A 24703-nucleotide genomic window follows, 5' to 3' on the forward strand; every position below is an offset into this window, starting at 1 on the left:
CCTCGATTACCGTGAAATCTCCTTCCAGCAAATAGGGAAGGGCATTATTCTGAAGGATGCTTTCATCTACAAGTGTAGTCATGAAAGAAAAGCAGAATTTTTTTCCTGTTTTTTGGTTCACGTAAAAGGTCTTTTTGAAATTATGCGATTTTAACAGAGCTTTTTCCCATTCATGATCATTGAGATATTGCTCTGGTTTTTGTCCTTCGGTATCTTTACGTGCTGCTTCTTTTTCAATTTCTTGCATTAGCTATTTTTTGATTAGCTGTCTCATGAATAATCTCCGCCAATCTGGATTTACGCTTATTCTTTCCGAAAATGGGAGGATTATGAAGAATGTTTGCGAATTTTCATTTGTATAGACAAAAAGAAAGACAAAAAGAAAAACCCGCAAGAGTTTTGCGGGTTTTTCTGTCTTTTATATTAATTGGGAAGGGGGATTAGGTTAATAAAATCTTGGGGAGATTTTATTTCAAGGCTGTTTTCGTAAAGAGTGTTGTTAAAATCCTAAAGCCAATTTTAACGTATATGAAGCCATTTTGCTGGTCGGTATTAAGTGTGCATGCTCTTTTCTCATGATAAAGAGTCAAGTTTGCAAAGAAAATATGTCATTCAATCCTATTTTGTAATCAAAAGCAACAAAGTATTGAGAAAATAGCCTATTTCAACAAATATTTTTCAAGGTCATCCAGCATCAGATTAGCAGCCTTTACGCCGCCAGCTGTATTCCAGATGGCATCATCTACTTTGTGCACTTCACCTTTTTTCGCTACTTCAAGGTTTTGGAATAACGGGTCCTCGATCCATTCCTTTTCAACTTCAGTTGCTTTGCCATCACCTTCATCATATGTGAAGTAGAAGAGGATATCTCCGTCCATTGCCGGAATTCGTTCCTTAGTCACGCCTTTTTCTGCAAAGTCTTCTTGATCCTGGCTTTCAGGACGAGCCATTCCGATTTGTTCCAAGATGACGCCTGAGAATGAATCCTTGTGGTAAATACGTACGTCACCAGCCATGAAGCGGACCATGGAAACTTCCATATTTACTTTATCACCTAGTTTTTCTTTTAGATCTTCGATTCGCTGATCATAAGCAGCAAGTACTTCCTTGCCCTTTTCTTCCTTGTTTACAGCTTTTGCATAAAGTTCAAAGTTGTTCTTCCAGTTTCCGCGAAGATCCTCGGCAAACACAGTAGGGGCGATTGCTTTTAGCTGTTCATAAATATCTTCCTGACGCATTTTGTTGCCAATGATCAAATCTGGCTGCAATGCCGCGATTGCTTCTACGTTAACCTGGCTTTCAACGCCAACAACCTGGACATCCTTCATTTCATCTGCGATATGGTCATACCAAGGGTCGCCAGTCCATGACTGAACGGCACCAACCGGAGTTACTCCGAGCGCAAGAAGTGCTTCTGTACCTTCATTTGTCAGGATGACGACCTTCTCTGGAGTCTTTTCGAGTGTAGTCGTACCCATAGCATGTTCAACGGTATAGCTTTCTTCTTTCTCCTTTGGTTTTTCAGCTGTATCCTTCGCCTGATCCTCATCAGTTCCACAAGCAGCTAATAGCATTACTGTGAAAATCGAGATAAGAGTCATTAAGAATTTTGAAGCTTTCATATGTATTTCCTCCTAGAACGTTAATGATAATCGTTTTCAATTACTGCTCCTTTATGATAAAATGCAAGGGGAGACATTGTCAACACTAATTGATAATGATTTTCATCATCATTGGCGATTTTGTGAACTTGTCTGGTGAATTAGTGAAAAGGAATTCTTTTTCACGTAAAGTAAATAAACAATATAACCAACTTTTTTAAATGGTTGTTTTCATAAGTTATTTAATTTCAATTTGCTGCGGAGATTTATTTTAATAATTTTTTCTGTGATAGCAACAAATATTACAAAGAAGTTTTCAAAAAGAAAGGTTAAATCATCATGCTGCTTAAAACCAATGGCCATAGATGGATCGGTCTAATGATTGCAATCTTATTCGTTTTATTTTTAATATGCGCTAGCATCGTATACGGTTATACAGACACATCATGGGTAACCGCGTATGATGCTTTCACGAATTATGACGGATCAAATGAACATATTATTATTCAATCAGTCCGGCTTCCACGGGCACTGATTGCTGCTGCAGTCGGTGCCAGCCTGGCGATTGCGGGTGTCCTGATGCAGACATTGACGAAAAACCCACTCGCATCACCAGGTATTTTTGGCGTAAATGCGGGAGCTGGTTTCGCTGTAGTAGTAGCTGTGACGATTTTTTCAGTCGGCAGCCTTCAGGCGTTCGCGTGGATTTCCTTTTTAGGTGCTGCGCTTGCGGCCGTCAGTGTCTATGTGATTGGCTCGGCAGGGCGTGAAGGACTAACCCCGATGAAATTGACGCTTGCAGGAGCGGCGATGACCGCGATGTTTTCTTCGTTCACCCAGGGTTTGCTCGTACTGGATGAAGCTGCTCTAGAGCAGGTTTTGTACTGGCTCGCGGGCTCTGTACAGGGGCGCAAGCTGGAGACTCTCATTGGAGTCCTCCCATATTTAGCGATTGGCTGGATTGCCGCTATTGTGATTTCTTCTAAAATGAACATCCTGTCAATGGGCGAGGATGTAGCGAAGGGACTAGGCTTGAATACTGGTTTTGTCAAGCTGGGCACCGGTATTATCATTGTTCTCTTATCGGGTGGGGCTGTTGCTGTTGCAGGTCCAATTGGTTTTATCGGGATTGTGATTCCACATTTGACGAGGGCAGTGGTTGGCATTGACCACCGCTGGGTCATTCCTTTCTCTGCGATTTTTGGAGGGATGCTGTTATTGGCAGCGGATATCGCTGCCCGATATGTGTTAATGCCTCAGGAAATCCCTGTAGGTGTCATGACGGCGATGATCGGAACTCCATTTTTCATCTATATTGCGAGAAAGGGGTTCAACGGGAAATGAGCCAGTACAAAAGCTTAAGACTTTTTAAGGATAAAATCTCTTTTTTGATCGATAAAAAAGCAGCGGCGATTTTTCTGGGCCTGCTGGTTACGGCATTTGCCGTGTTTGTCATCAGTACCGGACTGGGCGATATGGATATAAGCCCAATAAGCGTCCTTGCTGTGTTTTTTGGCGGGGGAAGCGATATGGAGAGATTGGTCGTGCAATCGTTCCGTCTTCCGAGAATTATCGTTGCTCTGATGGTTGGGATCAGTTTGGCTGTCGCCGGGGGACTTCTCCAGGGGATGATCCGGAACCCGCTTGCTTCACCAGATATTTTAGGAATCACCGGTGGAGCATCGGTAGCGGTTGTAGGATTTTTAGCTATTTTCAGTGATGATAATAATGCTCTGACAGTAAGTATAGAATGGATGCCTGTTGCCGCATTCGCAGGTGCCGCGATCGTAGCATTCCTGGTTTATTTTCTTTCCTGGAAAAATGGAGTTTCGCCTGTGCGCCTCGTATTGATTGGCATCGGGATTTCCGCCATGATGCAGGCTTTGACGACACTAATGATGATCATGGGGCCAATTTACCGGGCTAGTCAGGCGAATATCTGGATCACGGGTACGGTCTATGGCTCGACATGGGCAAATGTAGCGGTGCTCGTACCCTGGACAATCATTATGCTCTTGATTGCCTTTATCTTTGCCAGAAACGTGAATGTACAGGAATTAGGGGAAGATATAGCAACTGGGGTCGGTGGCCATGTCCAGCGGCAGCGGTTTGCGCTTTTGCTGGTCAGCACCGCACTTATAGCCAGCTCGGTAGCTTTTGCCGGCGGCATAGGTTTTGTTGGCCTGATGGCTCCGCATATGGCCAGGAGGCTGGTTGGGTCTGCCTTTGGTGCTCTTCTCCCAGTTTCAGCATTAATCGGCGGAATCCTTGTCATGCTTGCTGATTTGATTGGGCGGACAATGTTTTCACCATTAGAAGTCCCGGCGGGTGTTTTTACCGCAGGTATTGGGGCTCCGTATTTTGTTTACCTGCTATTCAAGACTCGCAATACTTAAAGTTGAAGAGAAAGGGGAATGGACATGACTCAGGCAATCGAAACGGAAAAACTGACGCTCTCCTATGGAGATTCGATTATTATAAATGAATTAGATATACAAATTCCTAAAGGTGAGATCACTGTTTTTATCGGAGGAAATGGCTGCGGAAAGTCGACCTTGCTCCGCTCGATCGCAAGACTGCTTAAGCCCAGGGAAGGCTCTATCCTTCTTGAAGGCGAATCAATTGCAAAATTGTCAACAAAGGAAGTTGCCCGCAAGATGGCCATCCTTCCCCAATCTCCTTCAGCACCAGAAGGACTAACGGTCCTGCAACTTGTAAAACAGGGCAGATATCCTTACCAAACCTGGCTGAAGCAATGGTCGGAAGAGGATGAAAAGAGTGTAACCAATGCGTTAAGGGCAACAGGCATCGATCATCTCAAGGATCGTACAGTCGACTCGTTGTCCGGAGGCCAGCGCCAGCGTGCCTGGATCGCGATGACTCTTGCCCAGGATACTGACATCATCCTGCTTGATGAACCGACAACCTACTTGGATATGACACATCAAATTGAGATTCTTGATTTGCTTTATGAATTGAATGAAAATGAAGGCCGGACGATTGTCATGGTTTTGCATGACCTGAATCTTGCCTGCAGATATGCCCATAATATCGTGGCGATAAAGGACCAGAAAATTTTTGACCAGGGAAAGCCGGAAATTGTCATTAACTGTGGTCTTGTGAAGCATGTTTTCGGAATGAATTGTGAAGTAACGATCGATCCGCTGTTCGGCACACCATTATGCATTCCGCACGGAAAAGGGCGCCGAATCCTTAAGGACAAAGTGGGATCCCCAACATGAGGACTGAACTAACACAAAATGAAATAGATATACTTGCGAACTATCGTTTCGTTGTGGCTGAACCTGAGAAGGATGTGCAAATTGATTTCAGGCCTTTCATGGATGCAGCGACGATGGGCGTTTACTTGAAAAGGTTCAATAAAGGGCTGAAAGCTCCTGACCTTAAGACGGCAGCATCTGTTTTTATGAAAAGGCACGCTTTTCTAGCAGTACTCTATTTATATTCGATGAGCGCTTTTAACAAAAAGCTGGATGTGTCTCCTGAAAATATTATTCTGGCAGATGCCATTAAGGGTGGACTTTGGCTGCCAGAGTTTTATCTGAAAAATAAAACCACAGACATGTGTCCGGCTGGTGATCGGGAAGAGTGGAGGGCAGAGGCAGTCAGGCATTTGTTTGTGGATAATCTTTTTCCGGTTATGGATGCAATCTCTAAATCTGCGAAAATCTCAAAGTTGATTCTATGGGAAAATGTTGCTGTCTATATTTTCTGGCTCTATGAAAAAATCTTAAGCCAAACTGAGGATCTTGAGGTGAAGGCGAGGGCGGCAGAAGACTTTTCTTTTCTGGTCGAATCGGCTCCCGGGAAGCTGTTTGGACGCTATAATAACAATCCAATTGCAAGATATTACAGTGACCCAGTCTATCAGGAAGAGACCGATAGTTATATCAGAATTCGAAAAACCTGCTGTTACAGCTATATGCTCAAAGAAAAAGGCAGTTACTGCAAAACCTGTCCGCGAACTTGCGGAATATAATAGGGAGTGTGAAAATGGACAAAAAATTCACTGAACAACTCGATGGTTTGCTGGAAAAATACACAGAGCTTTTGGTTGGCGAAGGCTCCGCTGAAAACGTAGAGAAGGTAAAGACTTGGATTCTGTACAGCCATATTGCCAAGTCGATGCCGCCGCTGGCTAAGCACTGGAATGCAGAATATCCGGATGCCAAGGACCAAATCAAGAACGTGATCGCAGAGGTCAAAGAAATGAATGAGAAGAACCGTCAGAAATAACGAAGAACCATCTCGGCAGCGAGGTGGTTTTTTGGTTAGCAAGAATTCCTCTTTTAAGTTTAATTGGATGCGCTACAGTAAAAAGGAAAGGGAGGGAACGATAGGATAGCAAAGCAAAAAGAACCGAGCGTGTTTGCCCGGTTCAAAAGATGCTGTAAAGTCATTATTGAAGCTGCTGGCCGCCATAAGGGAATTGGTTTGAATATCCCTGGAATTGCTGGTGTGACTGCTGCAGTTTTTGTGCATCTGCCGCTTCCACTCCATACCAGCCTTTTTTGAACATGAGATTATAAATGCTGCGCTGTGCATTTGCTGTTTCTGTGTAGATGGCAAGTACATCCTGGTAAAGCTGATCGTGGCTTACTTCATTTAGCGCAGTATCATAACCTTGGGTCATGTATTTTTCAGTCGTTAAAATATCATTAATGAAATCACGGTCATTCATTTGCGGCGTTTTTTGGACCTGTGTTTCTGGATTCTGGATTTTTTGTTGGTTCTGGTTCTGATTCATCCGCTTTTCCTCCTGTAAAATTCAGATATTTTGCAGCTTTGTTTATTGCATTCCTGGAGTTCCTGAATACACCTGGTTCTGCGGGCTATTAAGATGGGTAAGGATTTTTTGATAATGTTTCTGGTGCATTTGGCCGCACTTCTCGATTTCCATCTTCAGCTCCTGGTCCTGGCACTGCTGTGCAAAGAAATGTGCTTTTTTCATGGCAAGTAAATTCCATGAGAGCATATCAGTTAAATATAAAGAATCTTTTGTTGAAACTACTGAAGGCGGCGTCTGCATGATCCCTTGCTGCTGGCCCTGAAAATTCATGTTTTGCTGCTGCATAATTGAACCTCCTGATTTTTGATAATTCCATCGGATATTATCGTTCCCGAGGCAAATTAAAGTATGCAAGACAAGATTCGCCAAAAAAGAACATTTTCCTACGAAAGTAATATTCAAACTTCTGAAAAAGTGATAAAATGATTCTGCAAAATAGATATAGATGAAGTAATTTTTTTTAAGGGTAATGTAATCGTTTTCATTAAGGGGAGGAAAAGCTATGGAACAATTAATGAGGAACTTTTTTCTTTTTTTATCGAAAAATAAATTTTTTACGAAAATGGCCAAGAAATATGGTCTTCGTTTAGGGGCAAAACGCTTTGTCTCCGGAGAGAGTGTTGAGCAGGCTGTTGAGGTCATCAGAGAGCTGAATAGTAAGAACTTGGCGGTTACAGTCGATTATCTTGGCGAATTCGTTGACAATGAAAAAGAAGCGAATGAAAGAGCGGAAAATTCAATTGCGGCAATCAAAGCGATTGGCCGTGAAAAATTGGACGCCCAGTTGAGCGTCAAGATGACTTCACTCGGCTTTGATATTTCTGAAAAAGTAGTTATGAACAATATGCGCAGGATCATGGACACTGCCAAAGAAAACAATGTTTTTGTAACCATCGATATGGAAGACTATGAGCGCTGCCAGAAGACGCTGGATATATTCAAGCAGCTGAAGTCCGAATACGATAATATCGGTACGGTCATCCAAGCTTATCTTTACAGGACAGAAAAAGATATCGAGGATCTGAATCAATACTCACCAAATCTCCGTCTTGTGAAGGGAGCTTACAAAGAGTCTCCGGAAGTAGCTTTCCCTGAGAAGAAGGATGTAGATGAGAATTTCAAGAAAATCATTAAAATGCACTTGTTGAATGGCAACTACACTGCAGTTGCTTCACATGATGACAACATCATCAATTTTACAAAAGATTTCGCAAAGGAAAACAACATCCCGAAAAGCCAGTTCGAATTCCAAATGCTCTTTGGAATCATGCCGGAAAGGCAGCTGCAGCTGGCGAATGAAGGTTACACGATGCGCGTTTATGTGCCATTCGGAACAGACTGGTACGGCTATTTCATGCGCCGCCTTGCAGAACGCCCGGCAAACGTGGCATTTGTTTTAAAAGGAATGCTGAAGAAATAAACACTAACAGGCTGACAAATGTCAGCCTGTTTTCATAGGCTTTTTTTTAAGCGGTTTTGATTACTTTTTGTATTGGCTGTTCTGGCTGTTTTGTTTTCTTTCGCCGCCCTGTCCCATTGACGGTCCTGCATTCCCTTTGACACTGGCAGCACTTACACCAGCCTTGGAAGGCTCTTTTTTCATTCTTGCCATGATCATTACCTCCGTGTTTTTAAAGATAAGAGTAACGCTTTTTTAGAATACCCAAGTCTGTTGAAATAAGCATAAGCATTAAAAATTCAAAAAATTTTCTTTTTTCCGCACCTTATTATTGCGGAAATTTTTGAAATATTTTATAGTAGTAATTAACAGAGCTCATTTATATGCATATTTTTTTTGGTGCAAAAATGAATGAGTATTCATTCAAAAAGAGTCAAAGGGGGAGACAAATTTGATGCGACAAATTCAAAAGGCAGCGGTGCTTGGTTCAGGTGTCATGGGATCAGGGATTGCCGCACATCTGGCAAACATCGGGATTCCGACATTGCTGCTGGATATTGTACCTCGGGAATTAACGGAACAGGAAAAAGCGAAAGGCCTGACACTTGATGACAAGCAGGTGCGCAATCGAATCAGTGCAGGAGCACTGCAGAAGTTATTGAAGCAAAAGCCAGCACCCTTGGCCTCCAAAAAGAATCTTGCTCTAATTGAAGCAGGCAATTTCGAAGATGATATGGAAAAACTCAAGGATGTCGACTGGGTAATTGAAGTAGTAGTTGAAAACCTTGATATTAAAAAGAAAGTTTTCACTGATGTAGATAAATACCGCAAGCAGGGAAGCATCATCAGCTCGAACACTTCAGGAATCTCAGTAGAGGCAATGGCTGAAGGACGTTCAGAAGATTTCCGGAAGCATTTCCTTGGCACACACTTCTTCAACCCGCCGCGTTACCTGAAGCTGCTGGAAGTCATACCTACTAAAGCTACGGATCCTGAAGTTCTTTCATTCATAAAGAAGTTCGGTGAAGACCAGCTTGGCAAAGGTGTCGTCGAAGCAAAGGACACACCTAACTTCATCGCCAACCGAATCGGTACTTACGGATTGCTCGTAACAGTAAGAGAAATGGTCAAAGGCGGATACAGTGTTGGTGAAGTTGACTCGGTAACTGGCCCAATGATCGGCCGTCCTAAGAGTGCAACATTCCGCACGCTGGATGTAGTTGGTCTCGATACGTTCGCGCATGTTGCGAAAAACGTGTATGACCAGGTTGAAGGCGAAGAAAAGGAAGTCTTTGAAGTACCTGAGTTCATGAAGAAGATGCTTGAAAACGGCTGGCTTGGAAGCAAGTCAGGACAGGGATTCTTCCTGAAACAGGGCAAGGAAATTCTTGAACTTGATCCACAGACCCTGGAATACGGCCCACGGAAAAAATTAAAGACAGCGTCTACTGAAATGGCCAAGCAGGAAAAAGGCCTTGCCAATAAAATGAAAGCGCTTGTTTATGCGAAAGACCGCTCTGGTGAGCTTTTATGGAATATTTTCAGCCCTGTATTAATTTACTCAGCTGATCTGCTGGGCACAATTGCCGACGATATCGTCGCTGTGGACCGTGCGATGAAGTGGGGATTCGGCTGGGAAATGGGACCTTTCGAAGCATGGGATGCACTGGGTGTCGAAAAAGCAATCAGCAAAATGGAGTCTGAAGGCAAGACTGTTCCTGCATGGGTAAAAGAAATGGTCGAGAAAGGCTTCACATCTTTCTATAAAGAAGGGGAAGGCAAGCTGAGCTATTACCATAATGGTGAATACGTTGCGGTAGAGGAAAATCCAAAAGCAATCAACTTGAAGCTTCTGAAAAAGCAAAAGGGTGTCATTAAAAAGAATGGCGGCGCAAGCCTGATTGACCTTGGAGATGGAATCGCCCTTCTGGAATTCCACTCACACAGCAATTCAATCGGTCCTGACATCCTCCAGATGATCAACTTTGCGATTGATGAAGTAGAAAAGAACTATAAGGGTCTTGTAATCGGCAACCAGGGCAAAAACTTCTCGGTTGGTGCGAATCTGGCAATGATCCTGATGGAAGCACAAGACGATAACATTTGGGATCTTGATATGGTTGTCCGCCAGTTCCAGCAGACAACGATGAAAATCAAGTACTCCTCAAAGCCTGTTGTTGCTGCACCATTTGGAATGACGCTTGGCGGAGGCGCTGAAATGTGCTTGCCGGCAGCGCATATCCAAGCCTCAATGGAGACATACATGGGACTCGTTGAAGCAGGTGTCGGCCTGATTCCTGGCGGCGGCGGAAACAAGGAGCTTTACATCAAGCATCTAGAAGGACTGCCAAAAGGCGTTGATTTTGACCTTCAAAAGGTTGCCAATAAAGTATTCGAAACAATCGCGATGGCTAAAGTCTCCACTTCAGGAGAGGAAGCTCGTGAAAATAACTTCCTGAATGAAGCAGATGGCATCAGCGTGAACAGCGATCACTTGTTATATGATGCGAAACAGGCTGCATTGAACTTATATGAAAGCGGTTATAAGGCACCGGTTAGAAAGAAAGTACCTGTAACTGGCGAGCCGGGATATGCAACCCTGCTGCTGGGTGCCCAAACAATGCATCTGTCAGGTTACATTTCTGAACATGACTTGAAAATCGCAAAGAAACTTGCATATGTCATCTCCGGCGGGAAAGTGCCATACGGAACCGAAGTAGATGAGCAATACTTGCTTGACCTTGAAAGAGAAGCGTTCCTGAGCCTTGTGGCAGAACCGAAATCACAGCAGCGCATGCAGCATATGCTCGTAAAAGGCAAGCCATTGCGCAACTAATAGATTGATAGATTTGAAGTGAAAGATAAATTCTAAACATCCGAGGAAAGAGAGGGAATGAGATGAGAGAAGCGGTAATCGTAGCCGGAGCCCGGACACCGGTCGGAAAAGCAAAAAAAGGAACACTTGCTAATGTCCGCCCCGATGATCTTGGAGCACTTGTAGTAAGAGAAACTCTAAAAAGAGCAGGCAATTATGAAGGAAATATTGATGATTTAATCATCGGCTGTGCAATGCCAGAAGCAGAGCAGGGTTTGAACATGGCGCGAAATATTGGTGCACTTGCCGGGCTGTCACATGAAGTGCCGGCGATCACAATCAACCGTTATTGTTCTTCAGGACTGCAGGCGATTGCGAATGCATCGGAAAGAATCATGCTTGGGCATGCAGACACAATCATAGCCGGCGGCGCGGAATCAATGAGTTTGGTGCCAATGATGGGCCATGTCGTCCGCCCGAATTCAAAATTGGCTGAAACAGCACCGCAATATTATATGGGGATGGGCCATACAGCTGAGGAAGTAGCCAAGAAGTACGGCATTTCCCGTGAAGATCAGGATGCTTTTGCAGTAAGAAGCCATCAGCGCGCGGCAAAAGCAATCCAGGAAGGCAAATTCGAGGATGAAATTGTTCCTGTCGATGTAACCCTCCGTACAGTAGGAAAAGACAATAAGCTTGTTGAAAAGACAATCCAATTCAAACAGGATGAAGGCGTTCGTCCTGAGACGAACATGGAAACTCTTGCGAAGCTGCGCCCGGCCTTCAATATTAAAGGCACAGTAACTGCAGGGAACTCCTCACAGACTAGTGACGGAGCAGCGGCTGTCATGGTCATGGACCGTGAAAAGGCAGAATCTCTTGGATTGAAGCCTCTCGCTAAATTCAGGTCATTCGCACTTGGCGGAGTACCGCCTGAAATCATGGGAATCGGCCCGGTAGTGGCAATCCCTAAAGCTTTGAAGCTTGCAGGACTGCAAGTGTCGGATATCGGCGTATTCGAACTGAATGAAGCATTCGCTTCCCAATCAATCCAGGTCATCCGTGAGCTGGGCCTTGATGAAGATAAAGTCAACGTGAACGGCGGTGCGATCGCACTAGGCCACCCGCTTGGAACAACTGGAGCGAAACTGACTTTAACCGTCATCCATGAAATGAAACGCAGAAATGAGCAATTTGGTGTCGTAACAATGTGTATCGGCGGCGGCATGGGTGCAGCTGGAGTGTTTGAACTTTTATAAAACAATACATGGAGGGGCTAAGCCCCTCCCCAAAATGGATAGGAGGAACAATAAATGGGTAACCAAACAGAAAAGCTTGTAAAAGGCGGAAGCTTCTTAATCGAAGACGTAACATACGACCATGTATTCACTCCAGAGGATTACACAGATGAGCACAAAATGATCGCAAAAACAACTGAGGATTTCGTAACGAACGAAGTATTGCCTCAGGTTGAATATATTGAGCAGCACGAGTTTGACCGCACTGTGAAACTATTAAAGGAAGCTGGAGAGCTGGGCCTTCTTGGAGCAGATGTTCCTGAAGAGTACGGCGGATTGAGCCTTGATAAAATCAGCTCAGCTTTGATTGCTGAGAAAATGGCTGTCGCTGGCGGCTTCTCAATCTCCCACGGTGCACACGTAGGGATTGGTTCATTGCCAATCGTACTTTTCGGTAATGAAGAGCAAAAGCAAAAGTACCTTCCTGCACTGGCAACTGGCGAAAAGCTTGCAGCCTACGCACTTACTGAGCCTGGTTCAGGTTCCGACGCACTCGGTGCAAAGACTACAGCTAAGCTGAATGCTGAAGGCACTCACTACGTGCTTAACGGTGAAAAGCAATGGATTACAAATGCTGGCTTCGCAGATGTATTCGTTGTTTATGCCAAGATCGATGGCGAACAATTCACAGCTTTCATCGTTGAAAGAGAATATCCCGGAGTATCCGTAGGCGCAGAAGAAAAGAAAATGGGGATCAAGAGCTCTTCTACACGTACATTGATTCTTGAGGATGCTCAAGTTCCAGTGGAAAACCTTCTTGGTGAAGCTGGAAAAGGTCACCTTATCGCATTCAATATCTTGAACATTGGACGCTACAAGTTAGGTGTAGGCGCAACTGGCGGAGCTAAGCAGGCATTCGGACTGACTGTAAAGTATGCTAATCAGCGTCAGCAATTCAAAACGCCGATTTCCCAATTCAACCTTACAAAAGAGAAGCTTGCGACAATGGCTTCAAAAATCTATGCAACTGAGAGCTCTGTATACCGTACAGTTGGCTTGTTCGAGGAAAGAATGAACCAGTTGTCTGAGGAAGAAATCAACAACGGTAAAGCAGTCGCTGACTCGATTGCCGAGTACGCGATCGAGTGTTCAATGAACAAAGTATTCGCGACTGAAACACTTGACTATGTTGTAGATGAAGGTGTTCAGATCCACGGTGGATACGGCTTCATGCAGGAATATGAAATCGAAAGAGCTTACCGTGATTCTAGAATCAACCGTATCTTCGAAGGAACAAACGAAATCAACCGTCTGCTAGTACCGGGTACATTCCTGCGCAAAGCAATGAAGGGCGAGCTTCCATTATTGCAAAAAGCACAGCAGCTGCAGGAAGAGCTAATGATGCTTATGCCTGAAGAGCCAGGCGATGAGCCGTTGGCACAAGAAAAATACCTTGTGAAAAACGCGAAGAAAATCGGCTTGCTTGCTGCTGGATTGGCAGCTCAGAAATTCGGCAAAGCATTGGAAAAAGAGCAGGAAATCCTCGTGAATATCGCGGATATCATCTCTAATGCTTATTCGATGGAATCTGCTGTTCTTCGTACCGAGAAAGCAATCGCAAAAGACGGAGTGGAAAAGAGCAAGCAAAAGCTTCTTTACACGCAAATCTTCTGCCAGGAAGCCTTTAATGAAATCGAGCGTGACGCAAAAGAAACTCTTGTTGCAACAGAAGAAGGTGACGCACTTCGCATGTTGACTTCCGCATTGCGTAAGTTCACAAGACATACTCCAATCAACGTTATTGCCAAGAAACGTGAAGCATCTGAAAAGCTGATCGAAGCAGAGCGTTTCATCGTATAATCTGATGATTTTTGAACACTTCTCCTGTTTTCCGGGAGGAGTGTTTTCACTTTTCATGAACTGCCTTTTTTAATTCATTTTATTTCATGCAGGAATTTTGCGAATTATGTTGAATAAAGTAATGGATGCCGAAAATATCGGGGAAATTAAACACGGAATGTTAGTATTTTTTAGTCCTATTATGTTACTATCCGATTAGAGGGTTTCATTAATGGGATACTAGCAAAGGGTGGTGAAAAATATGGCAAAGATGTTTTATTGGTACCCTAAATGCGGTACATGCAGGAACGCCAAAAAATGGTTGGACCAGCATGAAGTGGACTATAATGAAGTACATATTGTCGAAAATCCGCCTTCCCAATCCCAGCTTGAAGAAATGCTGGAGAAAAGCGGCCTCGATATTAAGAAGTTTTTCAATACGAGCGGCCAAAAGTACAGGGAACTGGGGATGAAAGACAGAATCAAGACAGCATCCAAAAGTGAGCTGCTGGAACTACTAGCATCTGACGGCATGCTCATCAAACGCCCGCTGATGACAGACGGCGAGCAAGTAACGGTAGGCTTTAAAGAGGATGAATACGAAAAAGTCTGGCTTTAAATTTTGGTCCCATCGATATTAATCGATAGAGATATACAAATGGAGGGATAGTTAATGAGTATACCAAATGAGTTACGTTACTCTAAAGAACACGAATGGGTAAAAGTTGAAGGAGAAAAGGTTCGCATCGGTATTACTGATTTTGCTCAATCTGAACTTGGCGATATCGTATTCGTCGAACTACCTGAAGTAGGAGACGAGATCAGCCTTGACCAGCCATTCGGAAGTGTGGAATCCGTTAAAACTGTTTCTGAGTTATATGCACCAGTTAGCGGCAAGGTAGTTGAAATTAACGAAGAATTAAACGATAGCCCTGAATTTGTTAACGAATCTCCATACGAAAAAGCATGGATGATTACTGTCGAGCTATCTGACAACAGCGAAGTAGAAAAGCTTATGACAGCTGAACAATACGAAGACATGATTAAAGAATAAATTTACTGACGCCTTGATGCCATCAAGGCGTTTTCTGATTGGTTAAGAATTTATTGGGTTACTCCATTAGTTTACTTAATCCAGCTCCAGCGCCTAGCCCCTTGAGACGCTTCGGTCCTGCCAATGAAGTCAAAAGACGACTTCACTGTCAGGCCCTCCAGCGCTTGTCGGGTCTGACCAAGGCGCTTGCGCTTTTTGTTCTTCCCCGGCAAAAACTCCTTCATTTTTCCATCAATTCATTCCCTGAAATCGGACAAGCTAAAAGTAATCGACTATCCAAGAAGGGTGAAAATCATGACACTGAACAAACAAAAACTTGATATAACGGACAGAGTGACAGGAAAACTTGAAAACGGCGAGATACAGCTTTACCTGGAAAACGAACACATTGGATCCATAGAGCTTCCAGAAGGAATGCAGATGAAATTGGAGCACCACTTTGAAGCAGAACAGAATAAGATTTACCAGCATGTATCAGTGCCGGATCAATCAGAACCTCGGTATACTGATTGTGATGAAGGCGGCTGGTGTTGAGCAAATCCAAACAGCGGCCAGCCATGCCGCTGTTTTTCTCTATGTGCCGAAAATAGATGTTCGGCAGCTAAAAGGCAATATGCCCCTTTTTACAATCTAAGCAAATTGCCTTCCAGGAGGCTAGTCTAAATTTTTGCAATATCCATCGAAAACAGTAACAATATATTTAAGAAAGTTTACGGCACAAATGATTTAATAATGTTTATAATGTTGTAAAGTAATTATTTTCTGGTGCATAGGTGGTTATGACGATGGACGAAAATCACAAGGTGATCATAGTAGAGGGTTCGTCAGACAAAAAGAAAGTGCAAGCCTTGCTAAATGAACCGGTCGAAATTATTTGTACGAATGGGACAATTGGTGTTTCAAAGCTTGATGAGCTGATTGATTCTCTTTTTGATAAGGATGTATATATCCTCGTTGATGCAGATGCGTCAGGGGAAAAATTGAGAAAGCAATTTAAGAGGGAATTTCCTGAGGCGAACCATTTGTACATTGACAGGATGTACAGGGAAGTTGCGACGGCACCGGAAAATCACCTTGCTACAGTTTTAATTGGAGCAAATATCGACGTTCATGCAGAGTATTTAGAAAAAGGATGACTGTAGATGGAAGAATGGACAAAGGCAGAGGTGGAAGCCTTCCTGGAGGAAAAACGAACTGGATACCTATACTTCTACACGCCAATGTGCGGAACATGCCAGGTAGCAAGTAAAATGCTGACGGTTATAGAGCAGCTGTTGCCTGATGTACCGTCCGGGAAAGCAGACTTAAATTATCTGCCTGAGATGGCAGAACATTTTGAAATTAACAGTGTACCATGCCTGATTGTGTTGAAAAAAGGAGAGGTTCAGGAGAAAATCTATGCTTTTCAATCCGTTCCGTATCTTTATGAAAAACTTAAAGAATTAAAAATATAAAACAAATGGCTAAGCCGTTTGTTTTTTTTTGCTTAATTGCCGATACATTCGGACAACGAAAAGATTTACATATCGTTCCAAAAACATTATTATATTTAGTGTATCGAAATAATCGAGGAGCGAAATATAATGGCTCTATACCAGGAATGGGCGGCACAGATTAAAACCTATAATAGAAACATACGACTTACCTTCGTTGCGAACATTTTGACCCAGATCGGCCTTGGCATTTTCATGGTCATCTATAACTTTTACATCAGGGAATTAGGATATAATGAGCTTGTAAACGGAAAGGTCATTGCCATGACCTCGCTGGCAACTGCTCTCATTCTTATTCCGGCAGGTATCCTGAGTGATAAAGCAGGCAGGAAAAAGCTGATGCTGTATGGAGCTGTCGGGACAGGGTTGATCTTATTCACCCGGAGCATCGTTGAGAGTCAATCACTATTAATTCTTTTTGCGTTTGGAACAGGCCTTGCTTCAGCATTTATCCAGGTGTCCATTATTCCGTGGCTGGCGGAGAATTCGAAGCCTGATCAACGTGTGCATTTATTCAGTATTCATTTTGCGGTGATGACGGGTGCCAATGTAATAGGAAGTCTTTTGGGCGGAATCCTCACAGACCTATTTGGCATGATGATCCCCGGACTTGAAAGTATCAGATATACATTGATAATTGGAGCGTTCTTGTTTTTGGCTGCTCTGATTCCGATTATGAAGTTAAATGAAAAACGGCCACCCCGCATATCGGCTAGCGATATAAAAGAAAAAACAAAAGGAATTCCCCACAAAGCCAGCTTCAAAATCATTCTGCTGTTTGCAGTTGCGCAATTGATGATAGGTTTCGGCGCTGGTTTAGTCATTCCGTATTTGAACCTTTATTTTGCGGACCGATTCATGGCTTCCAATTCACTGATTGGTTTGGTTATTTCTCTTGGGCAGGGAGCAACAGCTGTGGCGATGATCATTGGTCCAATGGTCGTTCGCAGACTTGGTGAAGTGAGAGCGGTAGTGGTGTTGCAGATGCTATCCCTTCACTTTCTGCTGCTGACAGCGTACACAGAGAATTTTTGGCTGGCTGCTTTAGGATTTTTATTTCGCCAGGCACTAATGAACGCAGGCAATCCAATCCAGATGTCGTTAATGATGTCGAAGGTTGATGATTCCATGAAGGGTTTGGCCAACTCTGTGAATCAAATGGTATTTAATCTTGGATGGGCCGTTATGGGTCCAGTGTCAACTGGAATCGTCTTGAAATACGGTTCCTATTGGGGATATGCAACGGTATTTACCATTACTGCAGGTCTGTACTTAGTAGGATCCACATATTTCTTCGTAGTGTTCAAAACGATGGATAAGCCAAAATCCGGCATGGTGAATACAAAACCAGCTTAATTACTGTATTTCTTTGGATATATTTCTCGGGAAATGAAAGACGATGCCGAAATATCATACGGTATTGTCTTTTTTTACGTTATTCACAATGTAAATTCCGCTTTCACCGTATGATTTGTCGAAGGGTTTTAACAGGTTTTCTCCTTATTACATGGAATATGTATTATAAGGGAGATGATCGGAATGCGGGAACAGATCGCCAGGTTTGTGAATGAAATCCAGAATAAGAAGCATGTTCAACAACTAGTAAACAAACTGGACCTAATTATAAAAATTGAAGCAGAGAGTGGTACCTTCTACTTGTCTTTCAAGGATGGCAAGGTGGCTTGCCATGAAACCTGCATACATACTGGATACACTGCCACGATTTCTGGAAAGGATGCGCTTTTGGATCAATTATTTGATGGAGACCTGAAACTGCGTCATGGAGTAAAAATGAATTATTTCACAACTGATTGTCCTTTTCGTGCCCAATTAGTGCTGGAAACGTTATTTTATCTGGCAAGACCACTTCCTGTATAAAATTTTATCTGAATAGTCTAAATATATTGACCGATATCTCACGACGTGATATTATCACTTTAACGCAGTAAAAACAGAATTGAATACTCTTATCCAGAGAGGCGGAGGGAATGGCCCTATGAAGCCCGGCAACCGGTTGTGAAAACACGGTGCTAATTCCAGCAGAGTTTTTTGCTCTGTAAAGATAAGGAGAGATGATCAATCACCCTCTTCTTAGGAAGAGGGTTTTTTGTTTCAGTTTTTCCCAGATAATTATATTGATTGGAGAGATGGAGATGGCTAATGAACACAAAAATTACAGAATTGAAACGCTGGGGGTACATGGTGGTCAGTCACCAGATCCGGTAACAGGGGCAAGAGCAGTTCCGATTTATTCGAGCAATGCGTTCCAATTTGAAAACACAGAACATGCAGCAGATTTATTTGCACTTAAAGAAGCGGGCTACATTTACTCACGGATACATAATCCGACTGTTACTGCCCTAGAAGAAAAAGTAGCGCTCCTTGAGGGCGGTATAGGTGCTCTTGCGTTATCAAGCGGGATGTCTGCCATCACGATGGCAATCCTGAACATTGCGCATGCGGGTGACGAAATTGTTGCTGCATCTAATCTATATGGAGGCACTTACAATCTATTTGCTGTAACCCTGCCGAAGTATGGAATAAAAGTTCATCTAGTTGATCCAGCTGATCCTGAAAATTTTAGAAAGGCGATCACTCCGAAAACAAAAGCAGTTTATGCGGAAACAATCGGCAATCCAAGTCTCAGAGTATTGGATATTGCAGCTGTAGCGGAAGTGGCCCATGAAGCAGGTCTTCCGCTGATCATCGATAACACATTTGCAACTCCTTACCTTTGCCGGCCAATAGAACATGGCGCCGATATCGTTGTCCACTCGGCTACCAAGTGGCTATTAGGAAATGGAACGGTCATGGGCGGTATCATTGTGGACGGTGGAAAGTTCGACTGGCAGTCTCCTAAGTTCCCGGGCTTTAATGAGCCGGACTCAAGTTACCATGATCTTGTCTATAGTGAGGCAATCGGAGCTGCCGCCTATATCGTAAAGGCAAGAGTCCAGCTGTTGCGTGACCTTGGACCGGCAATCAGTCCTCAAAGTGCATTCCAATTCAACCTTGGAATAGAAACTTTACATGTTCGCATGAAGGAGCATGTTGCCAATACACGCAAAATTGTAGATTATCTTGAGTCGCATCCTGCGGTTACATGGGTCAGTTATCCAGGCCATGAATCACATCCAGATAAAGAGCTTGCTGATCGATATCTTCCAAAGGGAGCAGGGGCAGTTGTCATATTTGGGATTGAAGGTGGCAGGGACGCGGGAGCAAAGCTGATTAACTCATTAGAATTATGGTCACATGTCGCTAATGTCGGGGATGCTAAAAGTCTGATCATCCATCCTGCAAGTACAACACACCAGCAGTTGGATTCAGACGGTCTTAAGGCAGCGGGAGTTCCTGAAGATTTAATCCGACTTTCCGTCGGGATTGAAAATGTGGAGGATATCATCGAGGACTTGGAGCAGGCTATCGAAAAGGCAACAGGAGTGCCAGGAATCCAGGCCAGAGCCTGAATTCCATAACCTTCCAAAAGGTATTTAGAAATAATTTTTATTGACACCCTTTTTTACTCCGTGCTACAATCACACTCGTAACTTAAAACCGATTAGATAATTTAATAGCGTGCTCTTATCAAGAGAGGTGGAGGGAAGTGCCCTATGAAACCCGGCAACCGTCAGTAAGCATTGCTTGCTGAAATGGTGCCAATTCACACAAAGCGGATCGCTTTGGCAGATGAGAGAAAGGAATCCACTATGACTATGCCTTTCTGCTCACTTGCAGGAAGGCTTTTATTTTGCCCTTTTCGAAAAATGCTTAAAAAGTTATAGCCGTAAAGCTTGTTCGAAAAGACTTGAGCACAATCATCCCCGTTTAAGATAGAGTCTATTACCCATTTATGCTGGAGTTTGAATTTTTTCGGTTAGGGAATGGGAAACTAGATTGATAACCTTCTTAATTTTCAAGGGAATTTTAACGGTTTTAATAAGTGTAGATGTAAAGAGGGGGAGTCAATTGATTACGATAAAAAACGCCAGAAAGATTTACCCTTCCAACAAGGGAGAGGTTAAAGCGGTAGATGATGTCAACCTTGAAGTCAAGGAAGGCGAAATCTATGGAGTCATCGGTTACAGTGGCGCCGGCAAAAGTACGTTGATCCGAATGCTGAACGGTCTGGAGATCCCAACTTCAGGTTCCGTCGTGGTAGCAGGCAGGGAAGTTTCAAGGATCAAGGGAGCAGAACTGCGTAAGGCTCGCCAGGAAATCAGCATGATTTTCCAGCACTTCAACCTGCTCTGGTCAAGAACAGTAGCAGAGAATATCGCTTTCCCGCTTGAAATTGCCGGAGTAGCAAAAGCTGAGAGAGATAAACGGGTTAAAGAGCTAATCGAACTTGTAGGTCTTGAGGGCAGGGGAGATGCTTATCCATCCCAGTTGAGCGGCGGTCAAAAGCAGAGAGTCGGAATCGCGAGGGCGCTGGCTAATAACCCTAAAGTGCTTCTTGGGGATGAAGCAACATCTGCGCTTGATCCGCAGACAACTGACCAGATTCTTGATCTGCTTGTTGATATCAATAAAAGGCTTGGTCTTACAATCGTCCTGATCACACACGAAATGCATGTTATCAGGAAAATTTGTCACCGAGTCGCCGTAATGGAAGGCGGAAAGATTGTTGAAACAGGACCAGTATTGGAAGTGTTCAAGAATCCGCAGCAGCCAATTACGAAAAGATTCGTCCAGCAGGTGACAGAACCGGAAGAAACCAAAGAAACAGTTGACCACTTGCTTGAGCGATATCCACATGGTCGCGTTGTACAGTTAACATTCGTAGGTGAAGGGACAGAACAGCCACTGATCACCAACCTGATTCGTGAGTTTTCAATAACGGTCAATATTGTCCAGGGTAAAATTTCGCAGACACAAGATGGTTCATATGGAACTTTGTTCATCCATCTTGATGGTGAAGAGCGCGAAGTGGTCCGTGCAATAGAGTATATTGGCCAGCATGAAGTCGGCGTGGAGGTGATTTCAAATGGCTGAAAATTTGTTTCCGAATGTGAACTGGGACCGAATGTGGGAAGCGACAGTTGAGACACTATACATGAGTGCCATTTCCGTTGTGGCTACCTTCATTCTTGGAGCAATCCTTGGACTGCTGCTCTTTTTGACCTCTAAGGGCAATATATGGGAAAACAAACCGGTCAATATAGTATTGAGTGCGATAGTAAATATTTTCAGGTCAATCCCGTTCATTATTTTAATCGTCCTTCTGATTCCTTTTACAAAGTTCATTGTGGGATCGATGATCGGGGAAAACGCTGCATTGCCTGCACTGATCATTGGATCGGCTCCATTTTACGCAAGGATGGTTGAGATTGGCTTGCGTGAGATTGATAAGGGAGTCATAGAAGCAGCAAAATCCATGGGAGCCAAGACGACAACGATCATCTGGAAGGTGCTGCTGCCGGAATCGATGCCGGCACTGGTCTCTGGTATCACGGTAACGGCAATCGCGCTAGTCAGTTACACGGCGATGGCCGGTGTCATCGGGGCTGGCGGTCTGGGAAACCTAGCTTATATGGAGGGCTTCCAGAGAAGTCGGAATGATGTCACCTTGATGGCGACCATCATTATTTTGATTATCGTGTTTTTAATTCAGTTTGTTGGTGATTTCTTCACTAGAAAATTAGATAAGAGATAAAGGAGAGATTTGAATTGAAAAAATGGATACTAGCTTTATTAGCATTAGTATTAACAGCAGGACTTGCAGCTTGCGGAACATCTGAGGATAACACATCGGGAGAAGGCGGCAAGGAAGAAAGCAAAAAAATCGTGGTAGGTGCTTCAAACGTACCTCATGCGGAAATCTTGGAAGAAGCAAAGCCGCTTCTTGAAGAAAAAGGTTTTGAAATGGAAGTCAAGACATTCAATGACTATGTTGTTCCAAACCAGGCACTTGATTCAGGAGAGTTAGATGCAAACTACTTCCAGCACATCCCGTACCTTGAGTCACAAATGGCTGAACACGGCTATAAGTTTGAGAATGCAGGCGGAATCCACATCGAGCCAATCGGTGTCTATTCTCAGGACTATACTACTCTGGATGACCTGCCAAAAGGAGCGCGCGTTATCATGAGCAGCTCGGTAGCAGACCATGGCCGTATTTTAACAATGCTTGAAAAAGAGGGATTGATCACTCTTAAAGAAGGCGTGGATAAAGTAAAGGCTACAATTGATGATATCGAAGAAAACCCTAAAGAATTGAAGTTCGATACAGAATACGATGCAGCATTGCTTCCGCAAATTTTCAACAATGGCGAAGGCGATGCAGTATTAATCAACTCTAACTATGCAATTGATGCTGGACTTAATCCATTAGAGGATTCTATCGCGATCGAGGAAAGCGATTCTCCATACGTGAACGTAATTGCCGTTCGTGAAGGAGATGCTGACAAACCGGCAATCAAGGCTCTAGTTGAAGTGCTTCACTCAAAAGAGATCCAGGACTTTATTCTTGAAAAATATGAAGGTGCAGTCGTACCAGTAAAAGAATAAACATGAGATAAAAGCAGACGTGCAGCCTGCTTTTTCTTTTTGTCGCATAACCGACTGCGAAAATTAACATACTAACCGAGGAAAAAGCAGAATGGAGTGGAAGCAATGGAGCATCATTATGAACCTCGGAATTCAACCGAAGCAGCACTGCATGAATATAAGCAAGGCTTGGGTTTATTTACGCAAAGAATGCCAGAGCTTGCCAGACATTATAATGCGTTTACTGAAGTTTGTTTTCAGGAAGGGACTTTGACGCAAAAAGAAAAGCAGCTGATTGCTTTGGGAATTTCATTGTATTCACAGGATGAATATTGCATTATATATCATTTAAAAGGCTGCCTTGACCAAGGGGCAACGGAAGAGCAAATTCTGGAAGCAGTTGGAGTTACAGCTGCCTTTGGCGGTGGTGCGGCAATGAGCCAGGCCGTGACACTCGTCCAGGAAGCAATGTCCGAACTGAACACTTTGCAGCAATAAAAGCTGTTTCATGCAGCAGAACTGGCTGTTAAATAACAGGAAAGGCTCCATTTGGGAGGATATTGCCAGTATTCTAAGAATGGCAGAGGTGAAGTCGCGTTAGGCCGCCTTACTCCATCACATCCAAAAATTAACGGTTTTAACCGCTTTGATAGTGGTAAATAAAAGGTGTTAAGATTGCACTATCAAAAAAATCGCTTATTAAAGCGAAAAACCGAAGGGATGATTCACTATTAGTCAGCTAAAACTGAACTACACAAGTGAAATGGAAAAAGCGATGCATGGAGCTCACGGAATTAGTTACGAGGTTTACAGCATGAACCATGACGCAAGAATGGAAGTCGAAAGAAAACGCGAAAGAGACTATATCAAAAGCCAACGGATGGTCGCAGACCTGGACAGAAAAGTCCACTCGTAAGCGATAGTATATATAATAGAAGAAAAATTTTGGGACCAGTGTGAATTATGCACTGGTTTCTTTATTATGTGTTGTTGATTAATGTGAAGGAGATCGGTTTTTCTTAGATGTCCTTTTCAAGCCGTTATTGTGACAGGTTTGAAGTGTTAGGAGGAAAAGCTGTCAAGAAAAAGCCGTTATTGTGACAGGTTTGAGGTGTTAGGAGGAAAAGCTGTCAAGAAAAAGCCGTTATTGTGACAGGTTCGAGATGTTGGGACAGAAAGCTGTCAAGAAAAAGCCGTTATTGTGACAGGTCCGAGGTATTAGGAAGAAAAGCTGTCAAGAAAAAGCCTTTATTGTGACTGCTTCAAGGTGTCAGGACGAAAAGCTGTCAAGAAAAAGCCTTTATTGTGACAGATTCAAGGTGTTAGGATGAAAAGTTGTCAAGAAAAAGCCGTTATTGTGACAGGTTCGAGGTGTTGGGGTGAAAAGCTGTCAGGAAAAGGCGGTAATTATGACAGGTTCGCGGTGTAAGGACGAAAAGCTGTCAAGAAAAAGCCGTTATTATGACAGGTTCGAGAAGTCAGTGCGAAAAGTTGTCAAGAAAAGGCCGTTATTTTGACAGGTTTAAAGGAGTAAAGCCAAAAGCTGTCCAAGTCAGGAAAGCCTATTTTATGAATGACCGTCCTTCCCAATAAACCAAACAGATTTAACTACCATACGGCATCTAGTACATTTTTTTATAACAGAAGGTGAAAAATAAAATGATGTACAAGCTGTGAGCGGATATCCCGACTTTGAATTGCTTGTTCTGTTAAAATGGAAATGTGTTTTGTCGGCGCATGTCGCCATTCAGCGAGCTGAATGGCGGGGTGGGGGAAGTGGTAAGAAGACAAGGAGATCCATCTGCAGAATTAGATGTATATCAGAGTTTCTGCGGATTTTTGGCTCACTTCGTGAAGCTTACGCTTCACTGGCTTTTCAGCTTAGGCTGAAAAGCTGCCGAGTGGAAATAAAACGCTGCGAGCAAATGAATTTGCTCGGTCGTTTCCTTCCCACTCGGCATGAGC

Annotated in this window: 25 protein-coding genes, 1 pseudogene and 2 riboswitches; of the genes and pseudogenes, 21 read left to right on the forward strand and 5 right to left on the reverse strand. The window is 43.5% G+C overall.

All coding sequences use genetic code 11. From position 1 onward, the window contains the following. Positions 1-247: pseudogene (locus tag ACH0QE_RS13205) on the reverse strand (spore germination protein); the annotation flags it as partial. Positions 248-659: 412 nt separating this feature from the next. After that, on the reverse strand, positions 660-1622 hold the full coding sequence (locus ACH0QE_RS13210) for an ABC transporter substrate-binding protein (protein WP_415801094.1): 963 nt from the start codon (positions 1620-1622) through the stop codon (positions 660-662). A gap of 318 nt (positions 1623-1940) precedes the next feature. Between ACH0QE_RS13210 and ACH0QE_RS13215 the strand changes: the two genes are divergently transcribed. The 5 genes from ACH0QE_RS13215 to ACH0QE_RS13235 are packed head-to-tail and all read left to right on the forward strand — an operon-like array spanning position 1941 to position 5858. After that, positions 1941-2945, forward strand: coding sequence for a FecCD family ABC transporter permease (locus ACH0QE_RS13215; protein ID WP_415801095.1), 1005 nt, complete (start codon positions 1941-1943; stop codon positions 2943-2945). Further along, a complete protein-coding gene (locus ACH0QE_RS13220; RefSeq protein ID WP_415801096.1) occupies positions 2942-3997 on the forward strand; it encodes a FecCD family ABC transporter permease in 1056 nt (351 codons plus the stop codon). The genes ACH0QE_RS13215 and ACH0QE_RS13220 overlap by 4 nt, the downstream gene beginning before the upstream one ends. A gap of 24 nt (positions 3998-4021) precedes the next feature. Next, positions 4022-4843, forward strand: a complete 822-nt coding sequence (locus tag ACH0QE_RS13225) for an ABC transporter ATP-binding protein (RefSeq protein WP_415801114.1) — start codon at positions 4022-4024, stop codon at positions 4841-4843. Further along, on the forward strand, positions 4840-5601 hold the full coding sequence (locus ACH0QE_RS13230; protein WP_415801097.1) for an IucA/IucC family C-terminal-domain containing protein: 762 nt from the start codon (positions 4840-4842) through the stop codon (positions 5599-5601). Before ACH0QE_RS13225 ends, ACH0QE_RS13230 begins: the two co-directional genes overlap by 4 nt. Before the next feature lie 14 nt (positions 5602-5615). Next, positions 5616-5858, forward strand: a complete 243-nt coding sequence (locus tag ACH0QE_RS13235; RefSeq protein ID WP_415801098.1) for a YusU family protein — start codon at positions 5616-5618, stop codon at positions 5856-5858. 163 nt (positions 5859-6021) lie between these two features. Here ACH0QE_RS13235 and ACH0QE_RS13240 read toward each other — a convergent pair whose 3' ends face one another. Both ACH0QE_RS13240 and ACH0QE_RS13245 read right to left on the reverse strand, forming a co-directional pair. After that, a complete protein-coding gene (locus tag ACH0QE_RS13240) occupies positions 6022-6369 on the reverse strand; it encodes a spore coat protein (protein WP_215030361.1) in 348 nt (115 codons plus the stop codon). A 42-nt stretch (positions 6370-6411) separates the two neighbouring features. After that, positions 6412-6696 carry a hypothetical protein gene (locus ACH0QE_RS13245; protein ID WP_415801099.1) on the reverse strand — a complete coding sequence of 95 codons (285 nt, stop codon included), beginning with the start codon at positions 6694-6696 and terminating at the stop codon, positions 6412-6414. Positions 6697-6913: 217 nt separating this feature from the next. Between ACH0QE_RS13245 and ACH0QE_RS13250 the strand changes: the two genes are divergently transcribed. Then, a complete protein-coding gene (locus tag ACH0QE_RS13250) occupies positions 6914-7831 on the forward strand; it encodes a proline dehydrogenase family protein (protein ID WP_415801100.1) in 918 nt (305 codons plus the stop codon). A 60-nt stretch (positions 7832-7891) separates the two neighbouring features. Here the strand turns inward: ACH0QE_RS13250 and ACH0QE_RS13255 are convergent, their stop codons facing one another. Then, positions 7892-8023: a YuzL family protein gene (locus ACH0QE_RS13255; RefSeq protein ID WP_415801101.1), complete on the reverse strand. Its 132-nt coding sequence runs from the start codon at positions 8021-8023 to the stop codon at positions 7892-7894. Between the two features lie 241 nt (positions 8024-8264). On the opposite strand from ACH0QE_RS13255, the gene ACH0QE_RS13260 reads away from it, so the two are divergent. The 15 genes from ACH0QE_RS13260 (at position 8265) to ACH0QE_RS13330 (ending at position 23236) form a co-directional block, all read left to right on the forward strand. Beyond that, positions 8265-10646: a 3-hydroxyacyl-CoA dehydrogenase/enoyl-CoA hydratase family protein gene (locus ACH0QE_RS13260; protein ID WP_415801115.1), complete on the forward strand. Its 2382-nt coding sequence runs from the start codon at positions 8265-8267 to the stop codon at positions 10644-10646. 62 nt (positions 10647-10708) lie between these two features. Next, positions 10709-11884 carry an acetyl-CoA C-acetyltransferase gene (locus ACH0QE_RS13265; RefSeq protein ID WP_415801102.1) on the forward strand — a complete coding sequence of 392 codons (1176 nt, stop codon included), beginning with the start codon at positions 10709-10711 and terminating at the stop codon, positions 11882-11884. Positions 11885-11938: 54 nt separating this feature from the next. Further along, positions 11939-13723, forward strand: coding sequence for an acyl-CoA dehydrogenase family protein (locus tag ACH0QE_RS13270; RefSeq protein WP_102264237.1), 1785 nt, complete (start codon positions 11939-11941; stop codon positions 13721-13723). 241 nt (positions 13724-13964) lie between these two features. Beyond that, a complete protein-coding gene (locus ACH0QE_RS13275; RefSeq protein WP_415801103.1) occupies positions 13965-14321 on the forward strand; it encodes an arsenate reductase family protein in 357 nt (118 codons plus the stop codon). A 54-nt stretch (positions 14322-14375) separates the two neighbouring features. Beyond that, the gene (gene gcvH / locus ACH0QE_RS13280; RefSeq protein ID WP_167833577.1) at positions 14376-14756 is read left to right on the forward strand and encodes a glycine cleavage system protein GcvH; all 381 of its coding nucleotides are present in this window, start codon (positions 14376-14378) and stop codon (positions 14754-14756) included. A 294-nt stretch (positions 14757-15050) separates the two neighbouring features. Then, positions 15051-15290 carry a YusG family protein gene (locus tag ACH0QE_RS13285; protein WP_415801104.1) on the forward strand — a complete coding sequence of 80 codons (240 nt, stop codon included), beginning with the start codon at positions 15051-15053 and terminating at the stop codon, positions 15288-15290. Positions 15291-15535: 245 nt separating this feature from the next. Next, on the forward strand, positions 15536-15892 hold the full coding sequence (locus ACH0QE_RS13290) for a toprim domain-containing protein (RefSeq protein ID WP_415801105.1): 357 nt from the start codon (positions 15536-15538) through the stop codon (positions 15890-15892). Positions 15893-15898: 6 nt separating this feature from the next. Next, positions 15899-16210 (forward strand): thioredoxin family protein, encoded by a 312-nt coding sequence (locus ACH0QE_RS13295; protein WP_415801106.1) that lies wholly within the window; start codon positions 15899-15901, stop codon positions 16208-16210. A 129-nt stretch (positions 16211-16339) separates the two neighbouring features. Beyond that, complete coding sequence (locus ACH0QE_RS13300) at positions 16340-17605, forward strand: MFS transporter (RefSeq protein WP_415801107.1); 1266 nt, start codon at positions 16340-16342, stop codon at positions 17603-17605. Positions 17606-17788: 183 nt separating this feature from the next. After that, positions 17789-18127, forward strand: a complete 339-nt coding sequence (locus tag ACH0QE_RS13305; RefSeq protein WP_415801108.1) for a hypothetical protein — start codon at positions 17789-17791, stop codon at positions 18125-18127. A gap of 86 nt (positions 18128-18213) precedes the next feature. Next, positions 18214-18318, forward strand: a riboswitch (SAM riboswitch). Positions 18319-18402: 84 nt separating this feature from the next. Beyond that, positions 18403-19719 carry an O-acetylhomoserine aminocarboxypropyltransferase/cysteine synthase family protein gene (locus ACH0QE_RS13310; RefSeq protein WP_415801109.1) on the forward strand — a complete coding sequence of 439 codons (1317 nt, stop codon included), beginning with the start codon at positions 18403-18405 and terminating at the stop codon, positions 19717-19719. 112 nt (positions 19720-19831) lie between these two features. After that, positions 19832-19946: riboswitch (SAM riboswitch) on the forward strand. Between the two features lie 272 nt (positions 19947-20218). Next, positions 20219-21244, forward strand: a complete 1026-nt coding sequence (locus tag ACH0QE_RS13315) for a methionine ABC transporter ATP-binding protein (protein WP_415801110.1) — start codon at positions 20219-20221, stop codon at positions 21242-21244. Then, positions 21237-21905 carry a methionine ABC transporter permease gene (locus ACH0QE_RS13320; RefSeq protein WP_415801111.1) on the forward strand — a complete coding sequence of 223 codons (669 nt, stop codon included), beginning with the start codon at positions 21237-21239 and terminating at the stop codon, positions 21903-21905. The genes ACH0QE_RS13315 and ACH0QE_RS13320 overlap by 8 nt, the downstream gene beginning before the upstream one ends. A 14-nt stretch (positions 21906-21919) precedes the next feature. Beyond that, positions 21920-22759 (forward strand): MetQ/NlpA family ABC transporter substrate-binding protein, encoded by an 840-nt coding sequence (locus ACH0QE_RS13325; RefSeq protein WP_415801112.1) that lies wholly within the window; start codon positions 21920-21922, stop codon positions 22757-22759. A gap of 105 nt (positions 22760-22864) precedes the next feature. Then, positions 22865-23236 carry a carboxymuconolactone decarboxylase family protein gene (locus ACH0QE_RS13330; protein WP_415801113.1) on the forward strand — a complete coding sequence of 124 codons (372 nt, stop codon included), beginning with the start codon at positions 22865-22867 and terminating at the stop codon, positions 23234-23236. The last annotated feature ends 1467 nt before the right edge of the window (positions 23237-24703 follow it).

This window comes from Mesobacillus sp. (assembly GCF_047739415.1).
Classification (GTDB): domain Bacteria; phylum Bacillota; class Bacilli; order Bacillales; family Cytobacillaceae; genus Mesobacillus.

What these genes read in the sequence shown, in the direction of transcription:
- ACH0QE_RS13210 (WP_415801094.1), bottom strand. Translation starts at nt 1,622, where the DNA reads ATGAAAGCTTCAAAATTCTTAATGACTCTTATCTCGATTTTCACAGTA.
- ACH0QE_RS13215 (WP_415801095.1), top strand. Translation starts at nt 1,941, where the DNA reads ATGCTGCTTAAAACCAATGGCCATAGATGGATCGGTCTAATGATTGCA.
- ACH0QE_RS13220 (WP_415801096.1), top strand. Translation starts at nt 2,942, where the DNA reads ATGAGCCAGTACAAAAGCTTAAGACTTTTTAAGGATAAAATCTCTTTT.
- ACH0QE_RS13225 (WP_415801114.1), top strand. Translation starts at nt 4,022, where the DNA reads ATGACTCAGGCAATCGAAACGGAAAAACTGACGCTCTCCTATGGAGAT.
- ACH0QE_RS13230 (WP_415801097.1), top strand. Translation starts at nt 4,840, where the DNA reads ATGAGGACTGAACTAACACAAAATGAAATAGATATACTTGCGAACTAT.
- ACH0QE_RS13235 (WP_415801098.1), top strand. Translation starts at nt 5,616, where the DNA reads ATGGACAAAAAATTCACTGAACAACTCGATGGTTTGCTGGAAAAATAC.
- ACH0QE_RS13240 (WP_215030361.1), bottom strand. Translation starts at nt 6,369, where the DNA reads ATGAATCAGAACCAGAACCAACAAAAAATCCAGAATCCAGAAACACAG.
- ACH0QE_RS13245 (WP_415801099.1), bottom strand. Translation starts at nt 6,696, where the DNA reads ATGCAGCAGCAAAACATGAATTTTCAGGGCCAGCAGCAAGGGATCATG.
- ACH0QE_RS13250 (WP_415801100.1), top strand. Translation starts at nt 6,914, where the DNA reads ATGGAACAATTAATGAGGAACTTTTTTCTTTTTTTATCGAAAAATAAA.
- ACH0QE_RS13255 (WP_415801101.1), bottom strand. Translation starts at nt 8,023, where the DNA reads ATGGCAAGAATGAAAAAAGAGCCTTCCAAGGCTGGTGTAAGTGCTGCC.
- ACH0QE_RS13260 (WP_415801115.1), top strand. Translation starts at nt 8,265, where the DNA reads ATGCGACAAATTCAAAAGGCAGCGGTGCTTGGTTCAGGTGTCATGGGA.
- ACH0QE_RS13265 (WP_415801102.1), top strand. Translation starts at nt 10,709, where the DNA reads ATGAGAGAAGCGGTAATCGTAGCCGGAGCCCGGACACCGGTCGGAAAA.
- ACH0QE_RS13270 (WP_102264237.1), top strand. Translation starts at nt 11,939, where the DNA reads ATGGGTAACCAAACAGAAAAGCTTGTAAAAGGCGGAAGCTTCTTAATC.
- ACH0QE_RS13275 (WP_415801103.1), top strand. Translation starts at nt 13,965, where the DNA reads ATGGCAAAGATGTTTTATTGGTACCCTAAATGCGGTACATGCAGGAAC.
- gcvH (WP_167833577.1), top strand. Translation starts at nt 14,376, where the DNA reads ATGAGTATACCAAATGAGTTACGTTACTCTAAAGAACACGAATGGGTA.
- ACH0QE_RS13285 (WP_415801104.1), top strand. Translation starts at nt 15,051, where the DNA reads ATGACACTGAACAAACAAAAACTTGATATAACGGACAGAGTGACAGGA.
- ACH0QE_RS13290 (WP_415801105.1), top strand. Translation starts at nt 15,536, where the DNA reads ATGACGATGGACGAAAATCACAAGGTGATCATAGTAGAGGGTTCGTCA.
- ACH0QE_RS13295 (WP_415801106.1), top strand. Translation starts at nt 15,899, where the DNA reads ATGGAAGAATGGACAAAGGCAGAGGTGGAAGCCTTCCTGGAGGAAAAA.
- ACH0QE_RS13300 (WP_415801107.1), top strand. Translation starts at nt 16,340, where the DNA reads ATGGCTCTATACCAGGAATGGGCGGCACAGATTAAAACCTATAATAGA.
- ACH0QE_RS13305 (WP_415801108.1), top strand. Translation starts at nt 17,789, where the DNA reads ATGCGGGAACAGATCGCCAGGTTTGTGAATGAAATCCAGAATAAGAAG.
- ACH0QE_RS13310 (WP_415801109.1), top strand. Translation starts at nt 18,403, where the DNA reads ATGGCTAATGAACACAAAAATTACAGAATTGAAACGCTGGGGGTACAT.
- ACH0QE_RS13320 (WP_415801111.1), top strand. Translation starts at nt 21,237, where the DNA reads ATGGCTGAAAATTTGTTTCCGAATGTGAACTGGGACCGAATGTGGGAA.
- ACH0QE_RS13330 (WP_415801113.1), top strand. Translation starts at nt 22,865, where the DNA reads ATGGAGCATCATTATGAACCTCGGAATTCAACCGAAGCAGCACTGCAT.